Raw genomic sequence first — 18,402 nt, 5'->3', positions numbered from 1 at the left:
AGCAGATCATCTGCCAGCTATGAGGCTGTGAAGCTTTTCAACACCTTGTGGAATGTCAGATACATCAGTGCTGCCAAAACCCAGAATGAAGCCCGGGCGAGTCACCTGGCCGAGGTACGTAGTGGAGAGCGGCCAGACCCAAAGATTCTGCCGAGCAGCTAGCTCACCAATCTCCACGTCATCGGTCCCCTGCGGCAGTGTCACGGTAAGATGCATGCCGGCTTCACTTCCTATAACGTCGACGGCAGATCCGAGCTGCTTGCGGAGGCTGTTCACCAACACAGTCCTTCGCTCTTGATAAAGAACCCGCATTCTTCGAAGGTGGCGCGCAAAATGTCCTTCGCCAATAAAATCGGTCAGCACATCCTGATAAAAAGTCGGTGTTCCAAGATCCATCGCGCGACGGATGATCATAAAGTGGTCAACAAGATCTGGCGGAATAACCATGTATCCGAGACGCACCGACGGAAATAAAACCTTGCTGAAAGTTCCAATATAGATCACGCGCGCGTTTACATCGAGCCCCTGCAGCGATGCAATTGGTGAACTCTCATATCGATATTCGCTGTCATAGTCGTCTTCGATAATCCACGAGCCCGTGTTCTGAGCCCAATCCAACAATTGAAAACGCCGCTGAGCGGTCATGGTCACGCCGAGAGGAAATTGATGTGAGGGCGTCACAACCGCAGCTCGCGCCTTGGGGCACAGCTTGATACCGGCGGAAACGTCCAGGCCTTCGTCATCGACGGGAACCGGCACGAGACGACAACCAGCCAGTGCAAACGATTCGCGAGCCAGACGATATCCAGGCTCTTCGAACCACACCGCGTTACCCGGATCCAGAAGTGCACGTACGGAAATATCCAGCGCTTGTTGCGACCCTGTGACGATCATGACTTGTGACGCTTCACAGCGCACCGACCGTGCGGTTCGAAGATAGCTCGCAACTGTCTCTCGAAGGGCGAGAGAGCCCATCACTTCTCCATAATGGAAGGAGTTAGCGCGCATATTTCGAAGATGGCGCGCGACCAGTGGGGTCCACACCTGGAGTGGAAATTGGTCGAAGGCCATTCGTCCCACACCGAATGCTCCCCAGCCACGCACCCAGGGAGGAGCGTCGCGCCGCGGAAGAATTGACGTACGCTGAGCAACAGGCCGCGGCCCTGAGCGAACCACCGTGGAGCGCGCACCTGTCGACTCGCTGACAGTGAACCGGTCCGGCAACGAAGTGCAGATCACCGTCCCGGCACCAACACGGCTCTCAAAGTAGCCTTCGGCGAGAAGCTGAGCATACGCGTTCAGAACAGGTAATCGCGAGATACGAAGTTCGGTGGCAAGAGCCCGGGTAGAAGGCACACGCTGCCCCGGACGCAAGATCCCGTCAACAATGGCCACGCGATACGCATCGCAAATCTGCTTATGCAACGCCTTTCGACTTTTTCGGTCGATGGTGATGATTGGCAGAATGCCTGGAGCCACTCTAGTCATGCCACGGAGAATATGGCTATGTCGGAACACCGTCAAGTGGATATTATTTAACGCCAAATAACCTGTCACTAGAGGGGAGCGAGCGGACACTCCCTACCATCACCAGAAACATGAGCACTAGCCTCAAGTTTCGACGACGGAGAATTCCGCTGCCGGTTTTCGTCGAACGAATCATTTAACGAGAAGTAGCCTTGGTTAAAGCCGTAATCTCTTCGACGAACTGCGGCCACTCTGCACATAACTGCTCTCGTGACCCCTCTTCATAGTCCTCAAACTCGAACCCAGGGCTGACGGTGCATCCCAGCAGTGCCCACCGTCCGCCCTCTACCAGCCGAGCCCCCTGCCAAACCCCACGCTCCACCACAACCTGCGGTCGCTGCCCCCTCAGCAGATCGTTCCCAATCACCACGGTTGCACCCTTACCGTTGGCGGTCAATTGCAACATCGCCACCGCGTCGCCTGCATAAAAATGAAACACTTCATCCGACTTCAGTCGGTGCATCTCACTGAACGTCTCCGGTTCAAGCAGATAGTAGATCGCAGTCCCCGTGCGCCGCGCTCCGTCGTATCTCATATCGCTAAACGCCTCGGCGCCAACCACCTCCGTAGCCTCATAAGTGCGCACATACCACCCGCCCTCTCGAGGATGAGGCTGTAACCCAAGTAATTTCTTCACTTCCACTGCTGTCATCGAGTCCTCTCAGGCTATGCTGGTAACACTCCACCTATTTTAGTTTCACGCCACACAGGAGCCTGACCTGATGCCCATCCGTACCCGCCTGGAGCACTACTTCGGCTTCTCCGCACACGCCACCGACTGGCGCACAGAGATCCTCGCCGGACTCACCACCTTCATCACGATGGCGTACATCATCTTCGTGAATCCCTCCCTCCTCAGCAAAACCGGCATGCCCCTCGCCGCCGTAACCACCGCCACCTGTCTCTGCGCCGCCTTCGGCAGCATCCTCATGGGAGCGCTCGCCAACTACCCACTGGCCCTGGCTCCCGGCATGGGCCTCAACGCCTACTTCACCTACACCGTCGTACTTGGCATGGGCGTTCCATGGCAGACCGCCCTCGGAGCCGTCTTCCTCTCCGGCATCATCTTTCTTGCCCTCACCTTTACCGGCATCCGTCAGCGCCTCGTCGCAGCCATTCCTCATCAACTTCACGCCGCTGTCGGCGGAGGCATAGGCCTCTACATCGCCTTCATCGGATTCCGCAACGCCGGCATCATCGTCCCCAGCGCCGCAACTACGGTCACACTCGGTAACCTTCGCGCTCCTGGCACCTCACTCGCCATCTTCGGCCTACTCCTCATTGCGGTCATGCAGGTCATGCGCATCCGGGCCTCAATGCTCATTGGCGTTCTCACCACTACCCTCGTCGGTATCCTCTTCCATCAGGTTCATTGGCAGCCCGCCGCGTATGACCTGACGGCCATCAAATCCACCGCCTTCCACCTCGACATTCTGGGCGCCCTGCATGTCGGTGCCTTCGAAATCATCTTCGTCTTTTTGTTCGTCGATCTATTCGACAACATCGGCACCCTTGTTGCCGTCACCCAACGCGCAGGCCTCATCGCTCCCGACCACACCATTCCGCGACTCAACCGCATCTTCCTCGCGGATGCAAGCTCCACCATCCTCGGCTCAATCACCGGCACCAGCACCGTGACCAGCTATATCGAGTCCTCCGCCGGAGTCGCCGCAGGCGGTCGTACGGGCGTCACCGCTATTGTCACCGGCATCCTCTTTTTTGTCGCTCTCTTCATCGCACCTGTGGTCGGTGCTATACCCACCTTCGCCACCGCACCAGCGCTCATCCTGGTCGGCGGCCTCATGCTCACCGGCCTCGGCGAGATCGAATGGGACGACCCCCAGATTGGCATCCCAGCCTTCCTCACGGTCGCCACCATCCCCCTCACGTGGTCTATCGCCGACGGTCTCAGCTTCGGCCTCACCAGTTACGCTCTCCTCCAACTTCTAACCGGCCGTGCCCGCCGTCAGGATTGGATGCTCTACCTCCTCGCCACCCTCTTCCTCTTACGCTTCGTCTATCTTGTCCGCAAATAGCGCTCAAAAACGTTCGAAACACCTCGCCGTCGCCCTATTAAAAGCCTTATTTCGTGCACGATGTGATAAATTCCGCCTATCAATAGATCTGATCTTCCGGTTGAACCCTGAGGTCAACACCCTATGGCACTTACCATCACAGGTCTCTCCAAGACCTATCCGAATGGCGTCAAAGCCCTCAAGAATCTCTCCCTCACAATTGGCAACAACATGTTTGGTCTGCTCGGCCCAAATGGCGCTGGCAAGAGCACGCTCATGCGAACCGTAGCCACACTCCAGGACCCGGATTCGGGCACAGTCCAACTTGACGAACTTAACGTTCTGACTCAAAAAGATGAAGTGCGCAGAATCCTGGGATATCTCCCACAGGAGTTCGGCGTCTACCCGAAGATGTCAGCCCTCGACATGCTCCACCACCTCGCCATCCTCAAAGGAATCACCAACAAAACCGAGCGTGTCCAGATGGTAGAAGCTCTGCTCCAACAGACGAATCTTTGGGACGTTAGAAAAAAAGCCCTCAGCGGCTACTCCGGCGGAATGAAGCAGCGTTTTGGCATCGCACAAGCGCTTCTCGCGAATCCCAAACTAATCATCGTCGATGAACCAACTGCGGGCCTCGACCCCGCCGAGCGCAATCGCTTCCTGAATCTCCTCAGCTCAATCGGCTCAAACGTAACGGTAATTCTCTCCACTCACATCGTCGAAGATGTCCGCGAACTATGCCCCCGCATGGCCATCATCTCCAATGGCGAACTCCTCCTCGAAGGCGCACCAGCAGAGGCGCTCGAAGTTCTTCGCGGCAAGATCTGGTCGAAGGTCGTAGCGACGGACGACGAACTCCGCACTCTCGAAGCGACCTTCAACGTCATCTCCACTCACCTCATCGGCGGTCTTCATGAGGTGCGCGTCTACGCAGATTCCAGCCCCGGAGAAGGCTTCCGTCCAGTCGAATCCGGCCTCGAAGATGTCTACTTCCTCAACCTCGCGAACCAGATCAAGAACTAACCCAGCACAGGAGACGAAATTATGGCCATGTTCTGGGAGTTCTTCACCTTCGAGCTCAAGTTCCGCTTCAAGAGCATCTCGACCTACATCTACTTTCTCCTCTGGTTTACCTTCAACTTTCTCGACGTAGCCAGCGAGAACTTTGGCCCAGTCGGTAACTCCAACGGAAAGATCCTGCTCAACGGCCCCTATGCCAACATCTACAACGACATTGGCATCAGTTTCTTTGGCCTCATCGTCATCGCCGCGATCTTCGGAACCTCGATCCTGCGCGACTTCCAGCGCGATACAGTACAAATCCTCTTCACGAAACCCGTCTCTAAGTTCGCCTACCTTGGCGGACGTTGGGCCGGCTCCTTCGTCGCCACTGTCTTTGCATTTTCAGGCCTTCTCTTCGGCGAGTTCTTCGGCACCCTCGCGCCCTGGGCCGATCACGCGCGCATCGGTCCGAACCATCTCAGCTGGTACCTGCAGCCCTTCTTCTCCATCGTCGTCTTTCAGATCTTTTTCCTTGGCTCACTCTTCTTCCTTGTCGCAGCGCTCTCTCGCAAGATCTTCATCGTGTACCTACAGGGCGCGGCGATCTTCATGCTCTACCTCATCGGAGTCAATGCCTTTGGCGCGACGCGCTCGCTGGAACACTTCTGGTCAGGCATACTCGATCCCGTCGGCTTCCAGTACCACGACGACATCACCCGCTACTGGACAGTCGTTGAGCGTAACTCGCAGCTCTACTCATGGTCCGCGCACTCCGGCTACGGAGTCTTTCTCTACAACCGCCTCCTCTGGGGCTCCATCGGCGTACTCGCGCTGCTAGCAGTTTGGAAGCTCTTCCCAATGTCGGTTGAAGCGCTCACCGCTCGCACCAGCGGCAAACGCGCTGCCCTCGCCCGCGAGCAAGAGCTCGATGAAATTAAGCCCAAGCGAAGCCTCGTATCCGTTCAGTTGCCGAAGATACACCAGATATTCGGCCCCAGCACAACCTTCTCGCAGTTGGCATCGCTCACTCGCATCCGCATCTCCAACATCCTTCACGAAATTCCGTTCTGGGGAATTCTCATTCTCATGGCGGGTCTCGCGCTCAACAACGGCCACTTCGCCGGTCGTGTCGCAGAGCAGAATGTATGGCCTGTCACCTACCTCATGCTGCAGTCCGTCGAAGGTGGCGCTGTACTCTTTCTCTACATCGTCGCCACGTTATACGCAGCGGAGCTGATATGGCGCGAACGCGACACTCACTTCTCAGGAATCCACGACGCGCTCCCCATCCGCGAAACCACTGACTGGTTCTCAAAGCTCTTCGCCCTCTGCTTCGTCGAACTCATTCTGCTCACAGTAACCGGCCTCTGCGGCATCATCATGCAGACCATCGCGGGCTACTACCACTACGAGCTCCTGCAATACGTGAAGGAACTCTACGTCATTACCTTCCCGCAGATACTCATCTTTGCCCTGCTGTCGCTATTCGTCCAGACAGTCGTGTCCAACAAATTCATCGGCCACGGGATTGTCATCGGCATCTTCGTCATGACGCCCATCCTGTTCAACTTCGGCTGGGAAAATACCCTCTACCTCTTCGGCAACACTCCTCCTTACACCTACTCCGACATGAACGGCTACGGGCACTTTGTCCCGTCACTCTTATGGTCGATCATCTATTGGCTATCCATCTCCAGCGTCCTGGCCGTCATCTCTATCGCCTTTGCACGCCGCGGCTCTGACGACGCATGGCCCGCGCGAATCCGCTTGGCCCGTCAGCGTGCTCCACGCCTTATCCCCGCCGCAGCTCTCTTCCTCATCATCGCCATCGGCAGTGGCGCGTGGTACTTCTACAACGCGCACGTCCTCAACGAGTACCTCACCGCAAAGGACCGCCGGCACATCCAGGCTGACTACGAACGAAACTTCAAGAAGTATGAAAACTTCCCTCAGCCTAAAGTCATCGCTGTCGATTCCAATATCGACATCTTCCCCGAACGACGGTCTCTCTCCGGCACCGGCCACTTTGTCCTTCAGAACAAAACCCCGCAGCCTATAATCCAAATTCATCTCACCGATCAGAAACAATCAGTCTCCAACGTTCAGTTCGATCGCCCGTTTCACATCGTCTCGACGAGCGCTCGCGACGCCTACACTATCTATCAACTCGACACTCCGCTCGCTCCCGGCGACAAGCTGAACTTGAACTTTACGGTCGCGTACACCAGCCGTGGCTTCAGAGACGGCAACGAACGCCCCGAACTCGCATACTCCGGTACCTTCTTCGACTCCGATTACTTCCCTACCATCGGCTACAACAACGGAATCGAACTCGACGATCCCCGCCGTCGCCGCGAAGAACATCTGCCCGATCAGGAGCTGCTCCCTCAACGCGGAGACACGGCCGGCAGCCTCACAAACCTCTTCACTCCATACTCAGACTGGATCACGTACCGCACCACGGTCAGCACCTCCGACTCAGACTCTGAAGGCAAGCCGCAGATCCCAATCTCACCCGGCTACCTGACCAAAGAGTGGCACGCCAACGGCCGCCACTACTTCAGCTACGACATGGGCGAGGTTCGAACACTTGATTTCTTTGCCTTCGTCTCCGCCCGCTACGAGGTCAAGCGTAATACCTACAAGGGTGTTGCCAACCCGATCTCCATCGAGGTCTATCACACACCCACTCACACCTACGATGTTGACGACATGATCGCCGCATCCAAAGCCGGCCTCGCATACGACGAGAAAAACTTTACTCCGTTTCAGTTCCGCCAGTACCGCATCCTCGAGTTCCCACGTTACCGAGGCTTCGCACAATCCTTCCCCAACACCATTCCCTTCTCCGAAGCAATCGGGTTCATCGGCCGCCAGGAGAAACCCACCGACATCGACTTCACCTACTTCGTCACAGCTCACGAGCTAGGCCACCAGTGGTGGGGACATCAACTCATCGGTGCTCGCGTTGAAGGCTCCAACATGATGTCCGAAACACTCGCCGAATACTCCGCCCTGATGGTAATGCAGCAGAAGTACGGCCCAGACAACATGCGCAAGTTCCTCAAGCATGAACTCGACCGCTATCTGAGAGGCCGAGCGGGTGAGATTCGTCGCGAGCGCCCCGTCGTGCTCGTACAAAACGAACCGTATGTCTGGTACCAGAAGGGCGGGCAGGTCATGTACACACTCGCCGACTATATCGGGGAAGACAAGGTCAATCTCGCCCTGCACAACTTCTTAAAACAGTATGGCTATGCGAACGCGACCGACAGCCAGTCCGGCCCCTATCCCGATACTCGCCAGTTCGTCGATGCTCTTCGCGCCCAGACCCCACCCGAACTCCAGTACTACATCACGGATGCCTTCGAAAACATCGTCCTCTACGACAACAAGGCGGTCTCAGCGACTTACACCGAAACTCCCGATCACAAGTACAAGGTCACCTTCACAGTTCAGGCTCGTAAGGTCAAAGCAGATGGAAGCGGAAACGAAACCGCAATGCCGCTCAACGACCTGATCGATATCGGCATTGTGAATGGGAACAAAGACGATGAGAAAACTCTCTATCTGAAAAAGGTCTGGATGAATCAACCCTCTCAAACCTTCACAGTCACCGTCGATCAACTTCCAACCCGCGCAGGCATCGATCCCTACAACAAACTCATCGACCGCAACGCCGACGACAATCTGATCGAGGTCACGAAGCAGTAGGCAACACTGCCTCTCGATTCAAGAGAAAAGGTCGCAACCTTGGGTAGTGGCTCAGCTTCGAGTTCGGGACAAGCGAAGTTGCCGCAAACCCCGTTTCGAAGAAACACCCAGGCAAGTGCATATTAGTTTGGGATTACGGCGGAAGCCCTTTGTCCCCGGTAAATTTGGCTTTTGACTGATGTGGTCGGCGATGGAAGGTACTCATCATTGGAGTATGGACTCCATTCGCCTAGACTGGTCGTCCGCCATCTCGACCCATTGGAGAACCTTATCCGGATAATTCCGGTCGATCCGAATGAGGTAGAGCAGGTTCACCAATGCCTCAAGCGCATTTGCCAACTGTGCCGATCCTTCAATTCGTTTGTCAGACATGGCAGCGTGTTCCCCTCGGGTGATGGGATCAACACTAAAACCTCTTGCATTTGTGTCGTCAAAGCTTGGGATGTGGTGGAACAGCTACGGGTTGGCTTTATCTAACGCTATGTCTAGTGTTTAACCTAATCAAGATAAAGGGCTCACTCCAGCTTTCAGTGAATGCGAATTGGCGCACACATCTCTGTAACCTTTGCTACCAGACCAGCTGGATTTGACGGTGCCGTATCGTCCGCACCTGAGGTTGAATGGTGCCAGCTCGGTTCTGCAGCTTGCAGAATTTCGAGCACTTGAATATAGTTCGCTTGCTGATGAGCTAGTGACACAAGCTTTTTCATATCTTCCGTACTCAATGTGTGGCAGAGAACGACAAGGTCGAAGCGACCTGCTTTGAGGATCTCTGTCGCTTCGGATGGTCGTGCCGCGATGACCCCTGCATTGCACCTGCGGAGTACAGCAGATCTTGTGTTCAAAAGCTCTTCATCGTGTCCAATGGCGAGAATCGTGCACATAGCTTCCCCCTTAAAGAGGGAGCCAAGGCTGTGGCGGGGGCTGAATGCCAGCGCATATACGGTAGGCTGTAACGGACACTACGCTCACATGAGGGCTGTGTCTAGTGGAAGACATAACTCTGTTGTCCTCAACACAAGTCATATTGCTAGCGTTCTCAGTTCTGCTGAACTTCCAAATAATTGTTGAGATGGTCTCTAACGACCCGGTAGCATTCGCACGACCGTGCCTCCAGCCCTCTTCGGTCGGTAATTGTGACCTTGCCTCTGGAATATTCGATAAGATGCTCGCTTTGCAGTCGCGCAGCTGCCGAACTGACCGTAGAGCGATTGGTGCCCAGCATATCCCCGAGGTATTCATGTGTCAGTAGGAGAACGCTGGACTCTGACCGATCCGCACACAACAGCAACCACCGTGAAAGGCGTTGAGCGACTACATGATGGGCGATGCAACCTACCGACTGACACGCCTGGATTAACAACGCCTGCTGGTAACGAAGGACAACATCATGGAAAAGGCCAAAGCGCGAGAACTCTGCCACAGCTAACTCAGTTCGGCAGGAGTAGCCATGGCCGCCCATCTGCATGTACACCTTATTGAGGCTTAGCTTCGTTCCAATGAGAGCTGAGCCACCCATGACGGACTCGTAGCCAAACAATCCGACTTCGACCTGAAACCTGTCCTCGAAGGTGGTGGTCATTGAGCCGATGCCTTGCTCAATGAAGATCAAGTTGTCGATGGGTTGACCTGGATTCTCAATCTCCTGACCAATTGGCAATTTCAACGGTCTGAGTTGAAGTCGGGCGGTTATTTCGGGGTCAAGTGCGCCGAGTAACTTGTTCTTAAGAACGAGAGGATTCATATACCACCCCTGCGAGGACTCTAGCAGGTATGTTGCATAGGCAACATATTCCAGCCGGGGTCGCTCAAGGGAGTTGAAAGGAATCAGCTTGTAAGGTTGTGCCGGTTGATCCGAACGGCGATATATCCAGGACGTTTCTGGAGTCCCTGCGAAGTCTGCGTTTTCGGAAAGTTCAGTAACCACATTAAACTGACCCATTACCCAACCTTGTCAGTAGCCCAATTTCCTTCGGGGAAATATCTGTCAAGCCTCAAATAGCCTCATCCCACTACGTATCAACCAGTTACGCGTGGCGTATGAGTTACGCCAATGCCTATATACTTAGTACAGAGAGATAAACAGAGATGCCCCAAGGCTGAATGTCTTGGGGCATCTCTGTTTCTACTGCACTTACTTAGGATTAAGCCATTAGAATGACGTATTTATCAATAACCCGCATGGAATGACTATTTTACGAAACGCTCAAATCGCAAATCGTTGAAATAAAAAGGCTTAGCTAGAATACCCCGAGGGGGCGGGGATACCCTGGCTAAGCCCATACTGGATTCACCTCGAGAAGAGAGGAGGCACACAATAAGGTGAAGACGCCCGTTATTTGCCAAGCGTTGGCTGAGTCGAAGTACTTACCGATGCCGCAGGAGAGCCAGTGCTCACACCATCCGACGCGGCCTGATAGGAGATGATCGTCTTCAACGTCTCGTACGGAATGCCCGATAGAGGTAGCAGATGGCCATTCACCGCCAGCATGGGAGTCTGATCAACCTGGATCTCCTGCGCAAGCTTGATCGAGGCATCCACCTGGTCCTTAGTCGCCTGTGTCGCCGCGCATGTAGCCACGGCCGCTGGATCTAGCCCAGCCTTGGTCACGGCAGCCTTCAGCGTCTCGTCGCCGGTCTCAGGTGTCAAAGCATCCTGCGTATCAAAGACAGCCGCAGAGTAGACAAAGTACGCATCGTTCTTCTGCTTCTGCACGCAGTACCCGTAGGCCGCCGCCTTGTAAGCGAAGGGATGCAGATCGACGAGCGGAAAGCTCTGGTAGACCACGTGAGCGTTCGGGAAATCCTTGACCAGTTGCTCCATGGTGGACTGCGCTTCTTTGCAATGCGGGCACTGCAGATCGGCGAACTCGACCAGCATAAAATCTTTACTCGCAACACCACGCGTTGCACCATCGGCACGGGCCTGCAGCACTTTACGCAGATCGGCGAACGGTTTATCACCAAACGGTACGACCGCGTCACCCGCAACCGCATGCTTCCCATCGGGAGTCACAAAGAACGCAGTCGGCTGAACCTTGGCATTCGGCGTCTTATCCGATACGAAGACCACAACCTTGCTCACATTCGGAGCCGCGGTCGTCTGAATCGCCTCCACCCGCCAGATGCGGTTGGAGTCATATCCCCACAACGCCTTCAAAAAAGCGTTGACCGTATCGACCGACGGCGAAGCTGCAGTGAAATACTTCTGGTTCACTGGCGGAAACGGATCGGCCTTCGTCTGCTGCCCGAGACTCTGCAACTGTAGCGGAGCCGCAGCCTTCTGAGCTGCCGGAGCCGTCTGCGCTGCACCAGCAGGCTGAGCCGGAGTAGGTGCCGCACCCGTTCCTGTCTGTGCTCCCGCCGCAGTGACACTGAAAACTGTTGCCAATCCCGCCAACATCCAACTTGAAATCTTCAAAGAATCCATCCTCCGCTGACGCAATCCGCGCAGCATCTCTATTACACCTGAACCTTGACCGCAATGGGAAACCGACGGCCCATTCCGAACGACTTTTTCGTAACCTTCAACACAGGCGCGGCCTGTTGTCGCTTGTATTCACTCCGCTCCACAAGCTGTAACACCGACCTTACCAGCGCAACATCAACTCCCTGCTCCTCCGCAATCTGTTCCGCCGAGCAGTAGCGCTCCACATACGCTTCCAGGATCGGATCCAGCACCTCATAGGGCGGCAGCGAATCCGTATCCAACTGCTCCGGTCGCAGCTCCGCAGACGGCGGCTTCTCGATCGTCTCCCAAGGTATAACCTCCCGCACTCGGTTCACGTACCGACTCAAGGCGTACACCCGCGTCTTCATCACATCCCCAATCACCGCCAGCGCCCCCACCATATCGCCGTAGAGCGTACAGTACCCCGTAGACATTTCGCTCTTGTTCCCGGTCGTCAATACCAACGCCCCAAATTTATTCGACAACGCCATCAGCAGTGTTCCCCGAATTCGCGGCTGCAGATTCTCCTCCGCTAACCCAAACGGTGTTCCTGCAAATAACGGTTGCAGCACGTGTTGATACTGCGCGAACACGTCGTGAATCGGCAGCAATTCGAACCTCACCTTGAGATTCCTCGCCAACTTCCGCGCATCCTCGATCGACCCCAAAGACGAGTACTCAGTAGGCATCCCAACGCCGATCACGTTCTCCGCTCCCAAAGCCTCTACCGCAATCGCCGCCACCAGCGCGGAGTCTATCCCCCCACTCAGACCCACCAGCACCTTACTAAACCCACACTTCCGCACATAGTCCCGGGTTCCGAGCACCAGTGCATCCCACATCGCCGCCACCTCATCCACCTCAGCGTCGACGGCGACAGCCTCTCGATCGTTTGTATCGAAGACAACAAGGTCTTCACTGAAGGAAGTTGCTCGCGCACCAACCTCACCATCTGGTCGAATAACCAGCGATGAACCATCAAATACCAGACTGTCGTTTCCTCCCACCTGGTTTGTCATTGCCACATATGCGCCATGCCGCACCGCAAGCGCAGTCAGCATACTTTGCCGTACTTGCGGCTTTCCTTGCCAATAAGGAGATGCTGAGATGTTCACAATAATGCGTTGCTGTCCAGCGCGCTCCTCCGGCTGAGTCTTCCACTGCGCCATCAACCTCTCTACCGGGTCAACTGGATACATCTGTCGCGGCCAGAAACCTTTATCGTTCCAAGCATCTTCACAGATCGTAATTGCCAACGGTTCCCCACCGACGCTGATCAGCGTCTGCTCCGCCGCCGGCTCAAAATATCTCTGCTCGTCAAAGACATCGTAGAACGGCAGCAACATCTTTTGCTGCACAAAGCGCACTTTCCCTCTATCAAGCAGAGCAGCGACATTCCGCACTTGCTTCCCCACGCTTGAGGTCGCAGCCATCACCGTCCCACATAATAGTGCCGGTCGTCCCGCGCTCGCCGTCCATTCAGCCAGTTCAGCCGTTACCTGTTCCGCTCGCGCCACGAAAGAAGATTTTTCTAACAAATCGGCTGGCGGATACCCACATACGGCCAGTTCGGGAAACACTACAAGGTGTACCCGCGATTCTTCACCACGGGCAGCGTATTCAAGAATCTTCTTCGTATTCCCGACGAAATCCCCAACGGTCGGATTGATCTGGGCAAGAGCTATCTTCACCTGTTAAGTCTAACGCTTAGGAGCCGGTCCCGCTCAGTACGACGGCCACCGTCCGCGCCAGAATGCGCAAATCCATCCGTAGGTTCCAGTTTTCCACATATGCGGTGTCCAGAGAGATGTAGCTATCGAACGATGGATCTTGCCGCGCTTCGACCTGCCACAGGCCTGTAATTCCAGGCAGCACGTCCAGCCTACGCAGATGCGCCAGATCATACTGCTCCACCTCAGCAGCCATTGGAGGCCTGGGGCCCACCAAACTCATATCTCCTTTTAGCACGTTGTAAAACTGGGGAAGTTCATCGAGCGAGTACTTCCGCAACCACCTGCCCACTCTTGTAATTCTAGGATCCTTGGCTATCTTGAACAGCACGCTGTCTCGTTCGTTCATGTGTTGCAGATCAGCCTTCAATTTGTCGGCATTAGGCACCATCGTCCGGAACTTATAGCAGGAGAAGGCGCGTCCTTTGCGCCCGATTCTCTGTGCCTTATAAAAAATTGACCCCGTTGAGTCAATACGGATTGCAATAGCAATCGCCAACATCACCGGAGCTGTTACCAACAACGCGATCGACGAAACCGTGATGTCAAGCACCCGCTTCACTAGAAATCCTCCGATGGGGAAGTCCTTCCGGTGCAGTGGTATCGTCGGGAATTGACCGACATACTCAATCTTTGCGTTCCATGCAAGCCCGTCGTACAGATCCGGCACCACCCGCACGTCGATGCCGGCCACCCGGGCCTCCTCCACCATGCTGATCACCAGTTTCTTTTCTGCTGGCACTGAGAAAAAAATTTCATCTACAAAAAGGGACCGCGCTAGTGATAGGCAGTTTCGAGCATCGCCGATAACATCTGCATCACCAGACTCCGCCTCGCGTTCAGTGAGAGCAACGAAGCCTTTGAAGCGGAATCCCAAGTGCTGAAGTGTGTCAATATGGTTTCGTAGCGCATGCCCCACCCGTCCTGCGCCGACAATCAATACATTCCGTGTCTCGATCCCAGCACGGAACCGTCGGTACACCATCCGTCGCCATAACGCTCGCCGCAGACAGAGTAGCGCAGTAGTGAATACCACCATCAGCGCAACTACTACCCTAGATATGGCCTTACCGTCGGATAGGTATAGCGTTCCACAAAGAAGCAACCCGGAGGTCAGAGTCGCTTGCATAGTCATCCTCTGTTCGTGCAAACCGCTGCGATGCTGGATCGCTCCATACAATCCGTACGAGCGTGTGAAGAAGACCAGGCAAATCCCAAACCAGCCGATATAGAAAAACAGAAGATTGGGAGAGGAATGGATTAAGTGTGGCAGAACATGAAGAGTAGAAACATCAGGAGGCAAGTCCACGCGAAACCGCAACGCCAGCATTGCAGCGACTACTACAGTCAACATATCGAGAGATGCCCAGACAGAACTCGTAACCGATGGCCTGCGGAACAATCCCGTGCCAGCGCTTGACGTGCGCGTGTCGCTCCCTGAATATTTCTTTCCTGAAACAATCACCTGCTGCAGATAATCCGGTGTCGCCATCGCGAACGCCTTTCAACTCATGAGTCCCTAGGCCGTATAGTCGTTAGGATGCCTGAATTGAAATTCAGGAGTGACCCTCCGATAAAAAGAATTACTACAGTTACGAATCCCGATGGAACACGCCGTTTCCAAGCTCTTAATCCTCTTATCAATGCTTTTTAACGGAAGTGTTTGAGTCTGAGCTGATACTTGCAGCATACGTTGCGCGCTCCGGCTTGGCAATAGCAGTGCAGCTTCTTGCAATGTTGACGTAACATGCGCATCCAGATCAATTTAGCTAACTTAAACACCTCGTCCTCAGTCTCATCTAAACGGGTGTAACTAGTTCGTCCAGTGTCAAAAACTCCTGCACGATTGGGTCTTGGCATCGTTCCATTTCTTCCATTGTGCCAAAAAAAATCGCTTTCCCAGCACTTAAAAAGACCACGCGATCAGCCAACTTTTTGGCTAAACGCATGTCATGTGTCACCACTATGCTCGTTAGATGTAACTGTTGCTTTAATCTTTCAATTAAATCTCCCAGCAGATGGGCCATAAGCGGATCTACCATGGTCGTTGGCTCATCGTACAGAACCGCTTCTGGTTGTGACGCCAGCGCTCGCGCAATCGCCACCGACCGCTTCATCCCTGTCGACAGATCCGAGGGCAGCAGGCTCTCCATTCCGGCTACTCCTACCATCTCAAGTAGTCCCTTTACCACCTGCAGAATTTGGTCTTCTGCCATCTCGCCACGTTCTCTCATCGGAAACGCAACGTTTTCGCCCACCGTAATGGAATCGAAGAGTGCTCCGTTTTGGAAGACCATTGTTACTTTTCGGCGAATCTCTTGCAACTCGAGTTCTTTGAAGCCACAGATATTTTCCCCCGCAACCTTGATCATCCCCTTATCCGGCTTCAAAAAGCCCAGAAGCATCTGCAACGAGACCGATTTCCCAACGCCGCTTCGGCCAAGGATGCAGAGCGTTTCCCCGGGAAAAACATAAAAACTCACATCCTCCAGCACCACGAAGTCACCGAAAGACTTGTAGACATGTTCAAACGAAATATACGGCCCAGGCTTATTCTTTACATTAACAACAGCCTCTGCCGCAGCTTCGTTCTGCTGCGCCGCCTGCTCCATGAAATCGCCCACAACAGGCGACACGTCTTCGGACACACTCTCAACTAAAGGAGTATCCGCGGTCACCTCGATCCGTCGTTCGTCTATCTTTTCATCCGGTTCAGCCATGTTACCGACTCCGATTTATCAAATCACGATACAAATCTAGCCTAACCTATGGCCCCAGCTAAGCATCCAACGCGTCCACATGCAGCTTAGCTTCCGCAAGTTCTTCGGGCGTGTTAAGGTTCGCAAACCATAGGTGCTTCGCCGCCTGCTGCGCATCAGTCATCTCCGACCAACCTTCGCGACATTCGTTCTCGGGATTCGCAAAGCCAGTTACCGGAACGTTCCACAATCGCGCTCCTGGTAAAAGTCTGCGTTGGATCGCCAACTCTTTACTCGCGGCTTCAAACGCGGGAAGCAACTTGAACTGCGCCCGATCGAGCGACACGGATAGAAACGGAACAACATCCTTGTGCAGCAGACAAAACCCAGGCTGCGGGCGCCCATCGACCGTCAACATGCGTACAGGCATCCCTGTCCCGTCTTTCCATTCCTGCAACCATTTCCTCAGCCAAGCAGCAATAAAAGAGGAAGGCAAAAATGGCATATCCACCGGTAAGAAAAGATTCCAATCGAAGGCCGAATGAAGAAGGGCCGCCTCCATTCCTCCCATGGGCCCACATTCTGGATGCAGATCTGGCAAGACGGGCGCGCATTCTGAGAGCTTTGGGTCGTTGCTCAAAACCCAAACATCCGCGCATACACGTCGCAACTTCTCTACCGCATGACGCACCAACGGCTTACCAGCAAGCTCTAACAAAGCCTTGTTCGCTCCCATGCGCGAACTCTTCCCACCGGCTAGCACGTAGCCGCCGACCGCTTCTGGTGTTTGTTCTTGCATCAAACAGCGACACCACTGAAAAAGCGAATAATCGACTCGATCCCCCGATGGAAGTTCGCCAGATGAAACTTCTCATTCGGTGCATGAAGATTATCGTCGGGCAGCCCAAACCCCATCAATACCGTTGGTATTTTCAGCTCACGCACAAAATCTCCCACAATCGGAATTGAGCCTCCTCCTCGTACAAAGACGGTCTCCCTCCCAAACACCTCATGCATTGCCTCAGTTGCGGCTTTCACGTAGGAGTTATCCGTGCTCACCACAATCGGGTCACCCGAGTGGATCAACCGCACCTCCAAGACGATCCCTTTCGGCGTAATCGACTCCACGTATGCTTTATACATTGCAAAGCTCTCCGCCGGATTCATATTCGGCACTAACCGCATACTTACCTTTGCTACAGCCTTCGCAGGAATTACCGTCTTGGCCCCGACCCCAACAAACCCACCAGGCATTCCATGCACGTCAAGTGTGGGCCGCGCCCATGTCCTCTCTTGAACACTAAAACCGGCCTCGCCAGTTAGTTCAACTGATCCGATCTCGTTCTCCCGATAGTGTTCTTCATCAAACGAGAGCGCCTTCCACGCCTTTAGCTCGTCAGCACTTGGTTTCTGGACCTTGTCATAAAATCCCGGGATCAAAATCTTTCCACCTTCGTCTTTCAACCGTGCGATCACTTGTGACAGGGCAACAAAAGGATTCGGCGCTGCACCTCCATACATCCCCGAATGCAGATCCGTCCTCGCCCCATGGGCCTCGATCTCGGTATAAATCATCCCCCGTAAGCCAACACACAGCGTCGGCATCTCCGGCGCGAACATCTCCGTGTCCGAGACAAGCGCAACATCCGCCTTCAACTGGTCTCCATGCTCGCGAACGAAAGTCGCGATCCCTTCACCGCCAACCTCTTCCTCACCCTCGACGATGATTCGAACATTTGCAGGAAGCGTACCGCCGCCTGCAACCATTAGCGACTCCAGCGCCTTTAGGTGCATCCACATCTGCCCCTTGTCGTCCACCGCGCCTCGGGCGTACAGATTCCCATTCCTTTCAGTGGGCTCAAACGGCGGAGACTTCCACTCATCTAAAGGTTCAGCAGGCTGCACATCATAATGTCCATAACAAAGAACCGTAGGCTTGGCCTTTCCATCGCCCTCACGAGTCGCATGCAGCCAATCTGCATACACCAGAGGGTGTCCGTTCCGTTTGGTCGTAGTCGTTTCGATCAGACGAACGTTCTCCATCCCAATCCTTTTCAGCTCCGCAGCAACAAACTCTGCCGCCCTCCGCACATCCGCTACGTGCTCTGGCGCAGTTGATACCGAAGGTATTCGCAGTAGCGCCTTTAACTCCTCGACAAACCGTCCTTTATTTTCCTGCGCAAACGCAACCGCCGTCATCATCTTCTTCGCCACGGTTTACTCTCCTAAATTCTTCTGCAAGCGATGGTTCCTGCGAACAT

13 protein-coding genes are annotated in these 18,402 nt (G+C 54.6%); 3 read left to right on the top strand and 10 right to left on the bottom strand.

From position 1 onward, the window contains the following. Positions 1–6 precede the first annotated feature (6 nt). Positions 7–1,488 (bottom strand): PLP-dependent aminotransferase family protein, encoded by a 1,482-nt coding sequence (locus RBB82_RS17730; protein WP_433972072.1) that lies wholly within the window; start codon positions 1,486–1,488, stop codon positions 7–9. Positions 1,489–1,663: 175 nt separating this feature from the next. Then, complete coding sequence (locus RBB82_RS17725) at positions 1,664–2,179, bottom strand: cupin domain-containing protein (protein ID WP_433972071.1); 516 nt, start codon at positions 2,177–2,179, stop codon at positions 1,664–1,666. A 70-nt stretch (positions 2,180–2,249) separates the two neighbouring features. On the opposite strand from RBB82_RS17725, the gene RBB82_RS17720 reads away from it, so the two are divergent. From RBB82_RS17720 to RBB82_RS17710, 3 genes are all read left to right on the top strand, one after another. Beyond that, positions 2,250–3,563: an NCS2 family permease gene (locus RBB82_RS17720; RefSeq protein ID WP_433972070.1), complete on the top strand. Its 1,314-nt coding sequence runs from the start codon at positions 2,250–2,252 to the stop codon at positions 3,561–3,563. 123 nt (positions 3,564–3,686) lie between these two features. Beyond that, positions 3,687–4,568, top strand: a complete 882-nt coding sequence (locus RBB82_RS17715) for an ABC transporter ATP-binding protein (RefSeq protein ID WP_433972069.1) — start codon at positions 3,687–3,689, stop codon at positions 4,566–4,568. Between the two features lie 21 nt (positions 4,569–4,589). Further along, on the top strand, positions 4,590–8,261 hold the full coding sequence (locus tag RBB82_RS17710; protein WP_433972068.1) for a M1 family aminopeptidase: 3,672 nt from the start codon (positions 4,590–4,592) through the stop codon (positions 8,259–8,261). A 204-nt stretch (positions 8,262–8,465) separates the two neighbouring features. On the opposite strand, the gene RBB82_RS17705 is transcribed toward RBB82_RS17710, so the two are convergent. The 8 genes from RBB82_RS17705 to RBB82_RS17670 all read right to left on the bottom strand — a co-directional run bounded on the left by RBB82_RS17705 (position 8,466) and on the right by RBB82_RS17670 (position 18,343). Then, positions 8,466–8,633, bottom strand: coding sequence for a hypothetical protein (locus tag RBB82_RS17705; protein WP_433972067.1), 168 nt, complete (start codon positions 8,631–8,633; stop codon positions 8,466–8,468). 667 nt (positions 8,634–9,300) lie between these two features. After that, on the bottom strand, positions 9,301–10,203 hold the full coding sequence (locus RBB82_RS17700) for a Crp/Fnr family transcriptional regulator (RefSeq protein ID WP_433972066.1): 903 nt from the start codon (positions 10,201–10,203) through the stop codon (positions 9,301–9,303). A 393-nt stretch (positions 10,204–10,596) separates the two neighbouring features. Further along, positions 10,597–11,682: a thioredoxin domain-containing protein gene (locus RBB82_RS17695; RefSeq protein ID WP_433972065.1), complete on the bottom strand. Its 1,086-nt coding sequence runs from the start codon at positions 11,680–11,682 to the stop codon at positions 10,597–10,599. A gap of 41 nt (positions 11,683–11,723) precedes the next feature. After that, on the bottom strand, positions 11,724–13,403 hold the full coding sequence (locus RBB82_RS17690; protein WP_433972064.1) for an NAD+ synthase: 1,680 nt from the start codon (positions 13,401–13,403) through the stop codon (positions 11,724–11,726). A 16-nt stretch (positions 13,404–13,419) separates the two neighbouring features. After that, positions 13,420–14,934 (bottom strand): sugar transferase, encoded by a 1,515-nt coding sequence (locus tag RBB82_RS17685; RefSeq protein WP_433972063.1) that lies wholly within the window; start codon positions 14,932–14,934, stop codon positions 13,420–13,422. Positions 14,935–15,241: 307 nt separating this feature from the next. Beyond that, complete coding sequence (locus RBB82_RS17680; RefSeq protein WP_433972062.1) at positions 15,242–16,162, bottom strand: ABC transporter ATP-binding protein; 921 nt, start codon at positions 16,160–16,162, stop codon at positions 15,242–15,244. A gap of 58 nt (positions 16,163–16,220) precedes the next feature. Continuing rightward, positions 16,221–16,940 carry a molybdenum cofactor guanylyltransferase gene (locus RBB82_RS17675; protein ID WP_433972061.1) on the bottom strand — a complete coding sequence of 240 codons (720 nt, stop codon included), beginning with the start codon at positions 16,938–16,940 and terminating at the stop codon, positions 16,221–16,223. Continuing rightward, positions 16,940–18,343 carry a dipeptidase gene (locus tag RBB82_RS17670; RefSeq protein ID WP_433975403.1) on the bottom strand — a complete coding sequence of 468 codons (1,404 nt, stop codon included), beginning with the start codon at positions 18,341–18,343 and terminating at the stop codon, positions 16,940–16,942. The genes RBB82_RS17675 and RBB82_RS17670 overlap by 1 nt, the downstream gene beginning before the upstream one ends. Positions 18,344–18,402: the final 59 nt, after the last annotated feature.

Origin of the sequence: Tunturiibacter lichenicola, assembly GCF_051013355.1 — a bacterium.
Taxonomy (GTDB): Bacteria; Acidobacteriota; Terriglobia; order Terriglobales; family Acidobacteriaceae; genus Edaphobacter; species Edaphobacter lichenicola_F.
The sequence above is the reverse complement of the archived record's forward strand: the minus strand, read 5'-3'. Positions and strand labels throughout refer to the sequence as shown.

Excerpts from the sequence above, each read along its gene's own strand:
- RBB82_RS17730 (WP_433972072.1), bottom strand. The coding sequence starts at position 1,488 with ATGACTAGAGTGGCTCCAGGCATTCTGCCAATCATCACCATCGACCGA.
- RBB82_RS17725 (WP_433972071.1), bottom strand. The coding sequence starts at position 2,179 with ATGACAGCAGTGGAAGTGAAGAAATTACTTGGGTTACAGCCTCATCCT.
- RBB82_RS17720 (WP_433972070.1), top strand. The coding sequence starts at position 2,250 with ATGCCCATCCGTACCCGCCTGGAGCACTACTTCGGCTTCTCCGCACAC.
- RBB82_RS17715 (WP_433972069.1), top strand. The coding sequence starts at position 3,687 with ATGGCACTTACCATCACAGGTCTCTCCAAGACCTATCCGAATGGCGTC.
- RBB82_RS17710 (WP_433972068.1), top strand. The coding sequence starts at position 4,590 with ATGGCCATGTTCTGGGAGTTCTTCACCTTCGAGCTCAAGTTCCGCTTC.
- RBB82_RS17705 (WP_433972067.1), bottom strand. The coding sequence starts at position 8,633 with ATGTCTGACAAACGAATTGAAGGATCGGCACAGTTGGCAAATGCGCTT.
- RBB82_RS17700 (WP_433972066.1), bottom strand. The coding sequence starts at position 10,203 with ATGGGTCAGTTTAATGTGGTTACTGAACTTTCCGAAAACGCAGACTTC.
- RBB82_RS17685 (WP_433972063.1), bottom strand. The coding sequence starts at position 14,934 with ATGGCGACACCGGATTATCTGCAGCAGGTGATTGTTTCAGGAAAGAAA.
- RBB82_RS17680 (WP_433972062.1), bottom strand. The coding sequence starts at position 16,162 with ATGGCTGAACCGGATGAAAAGATAGACGAACGACGGATCGAGGTGACC.
- RBB82_RS17675 (WP_433972061.1), bottom strand. The coding sequence starts at position 16,940 with ATGCAAGAACAAACACCAGAAGCGGTCGGCGGCTACGTGCTAGCCGGT.
- RBB82_RS17670 (WP_433975403.1), bottom strand. The coding sequence starts at position 18,343 with ATGATGACGGCGGTTGCGTTTGCGCAGGAAAATAAAGGACGGTTTGTC.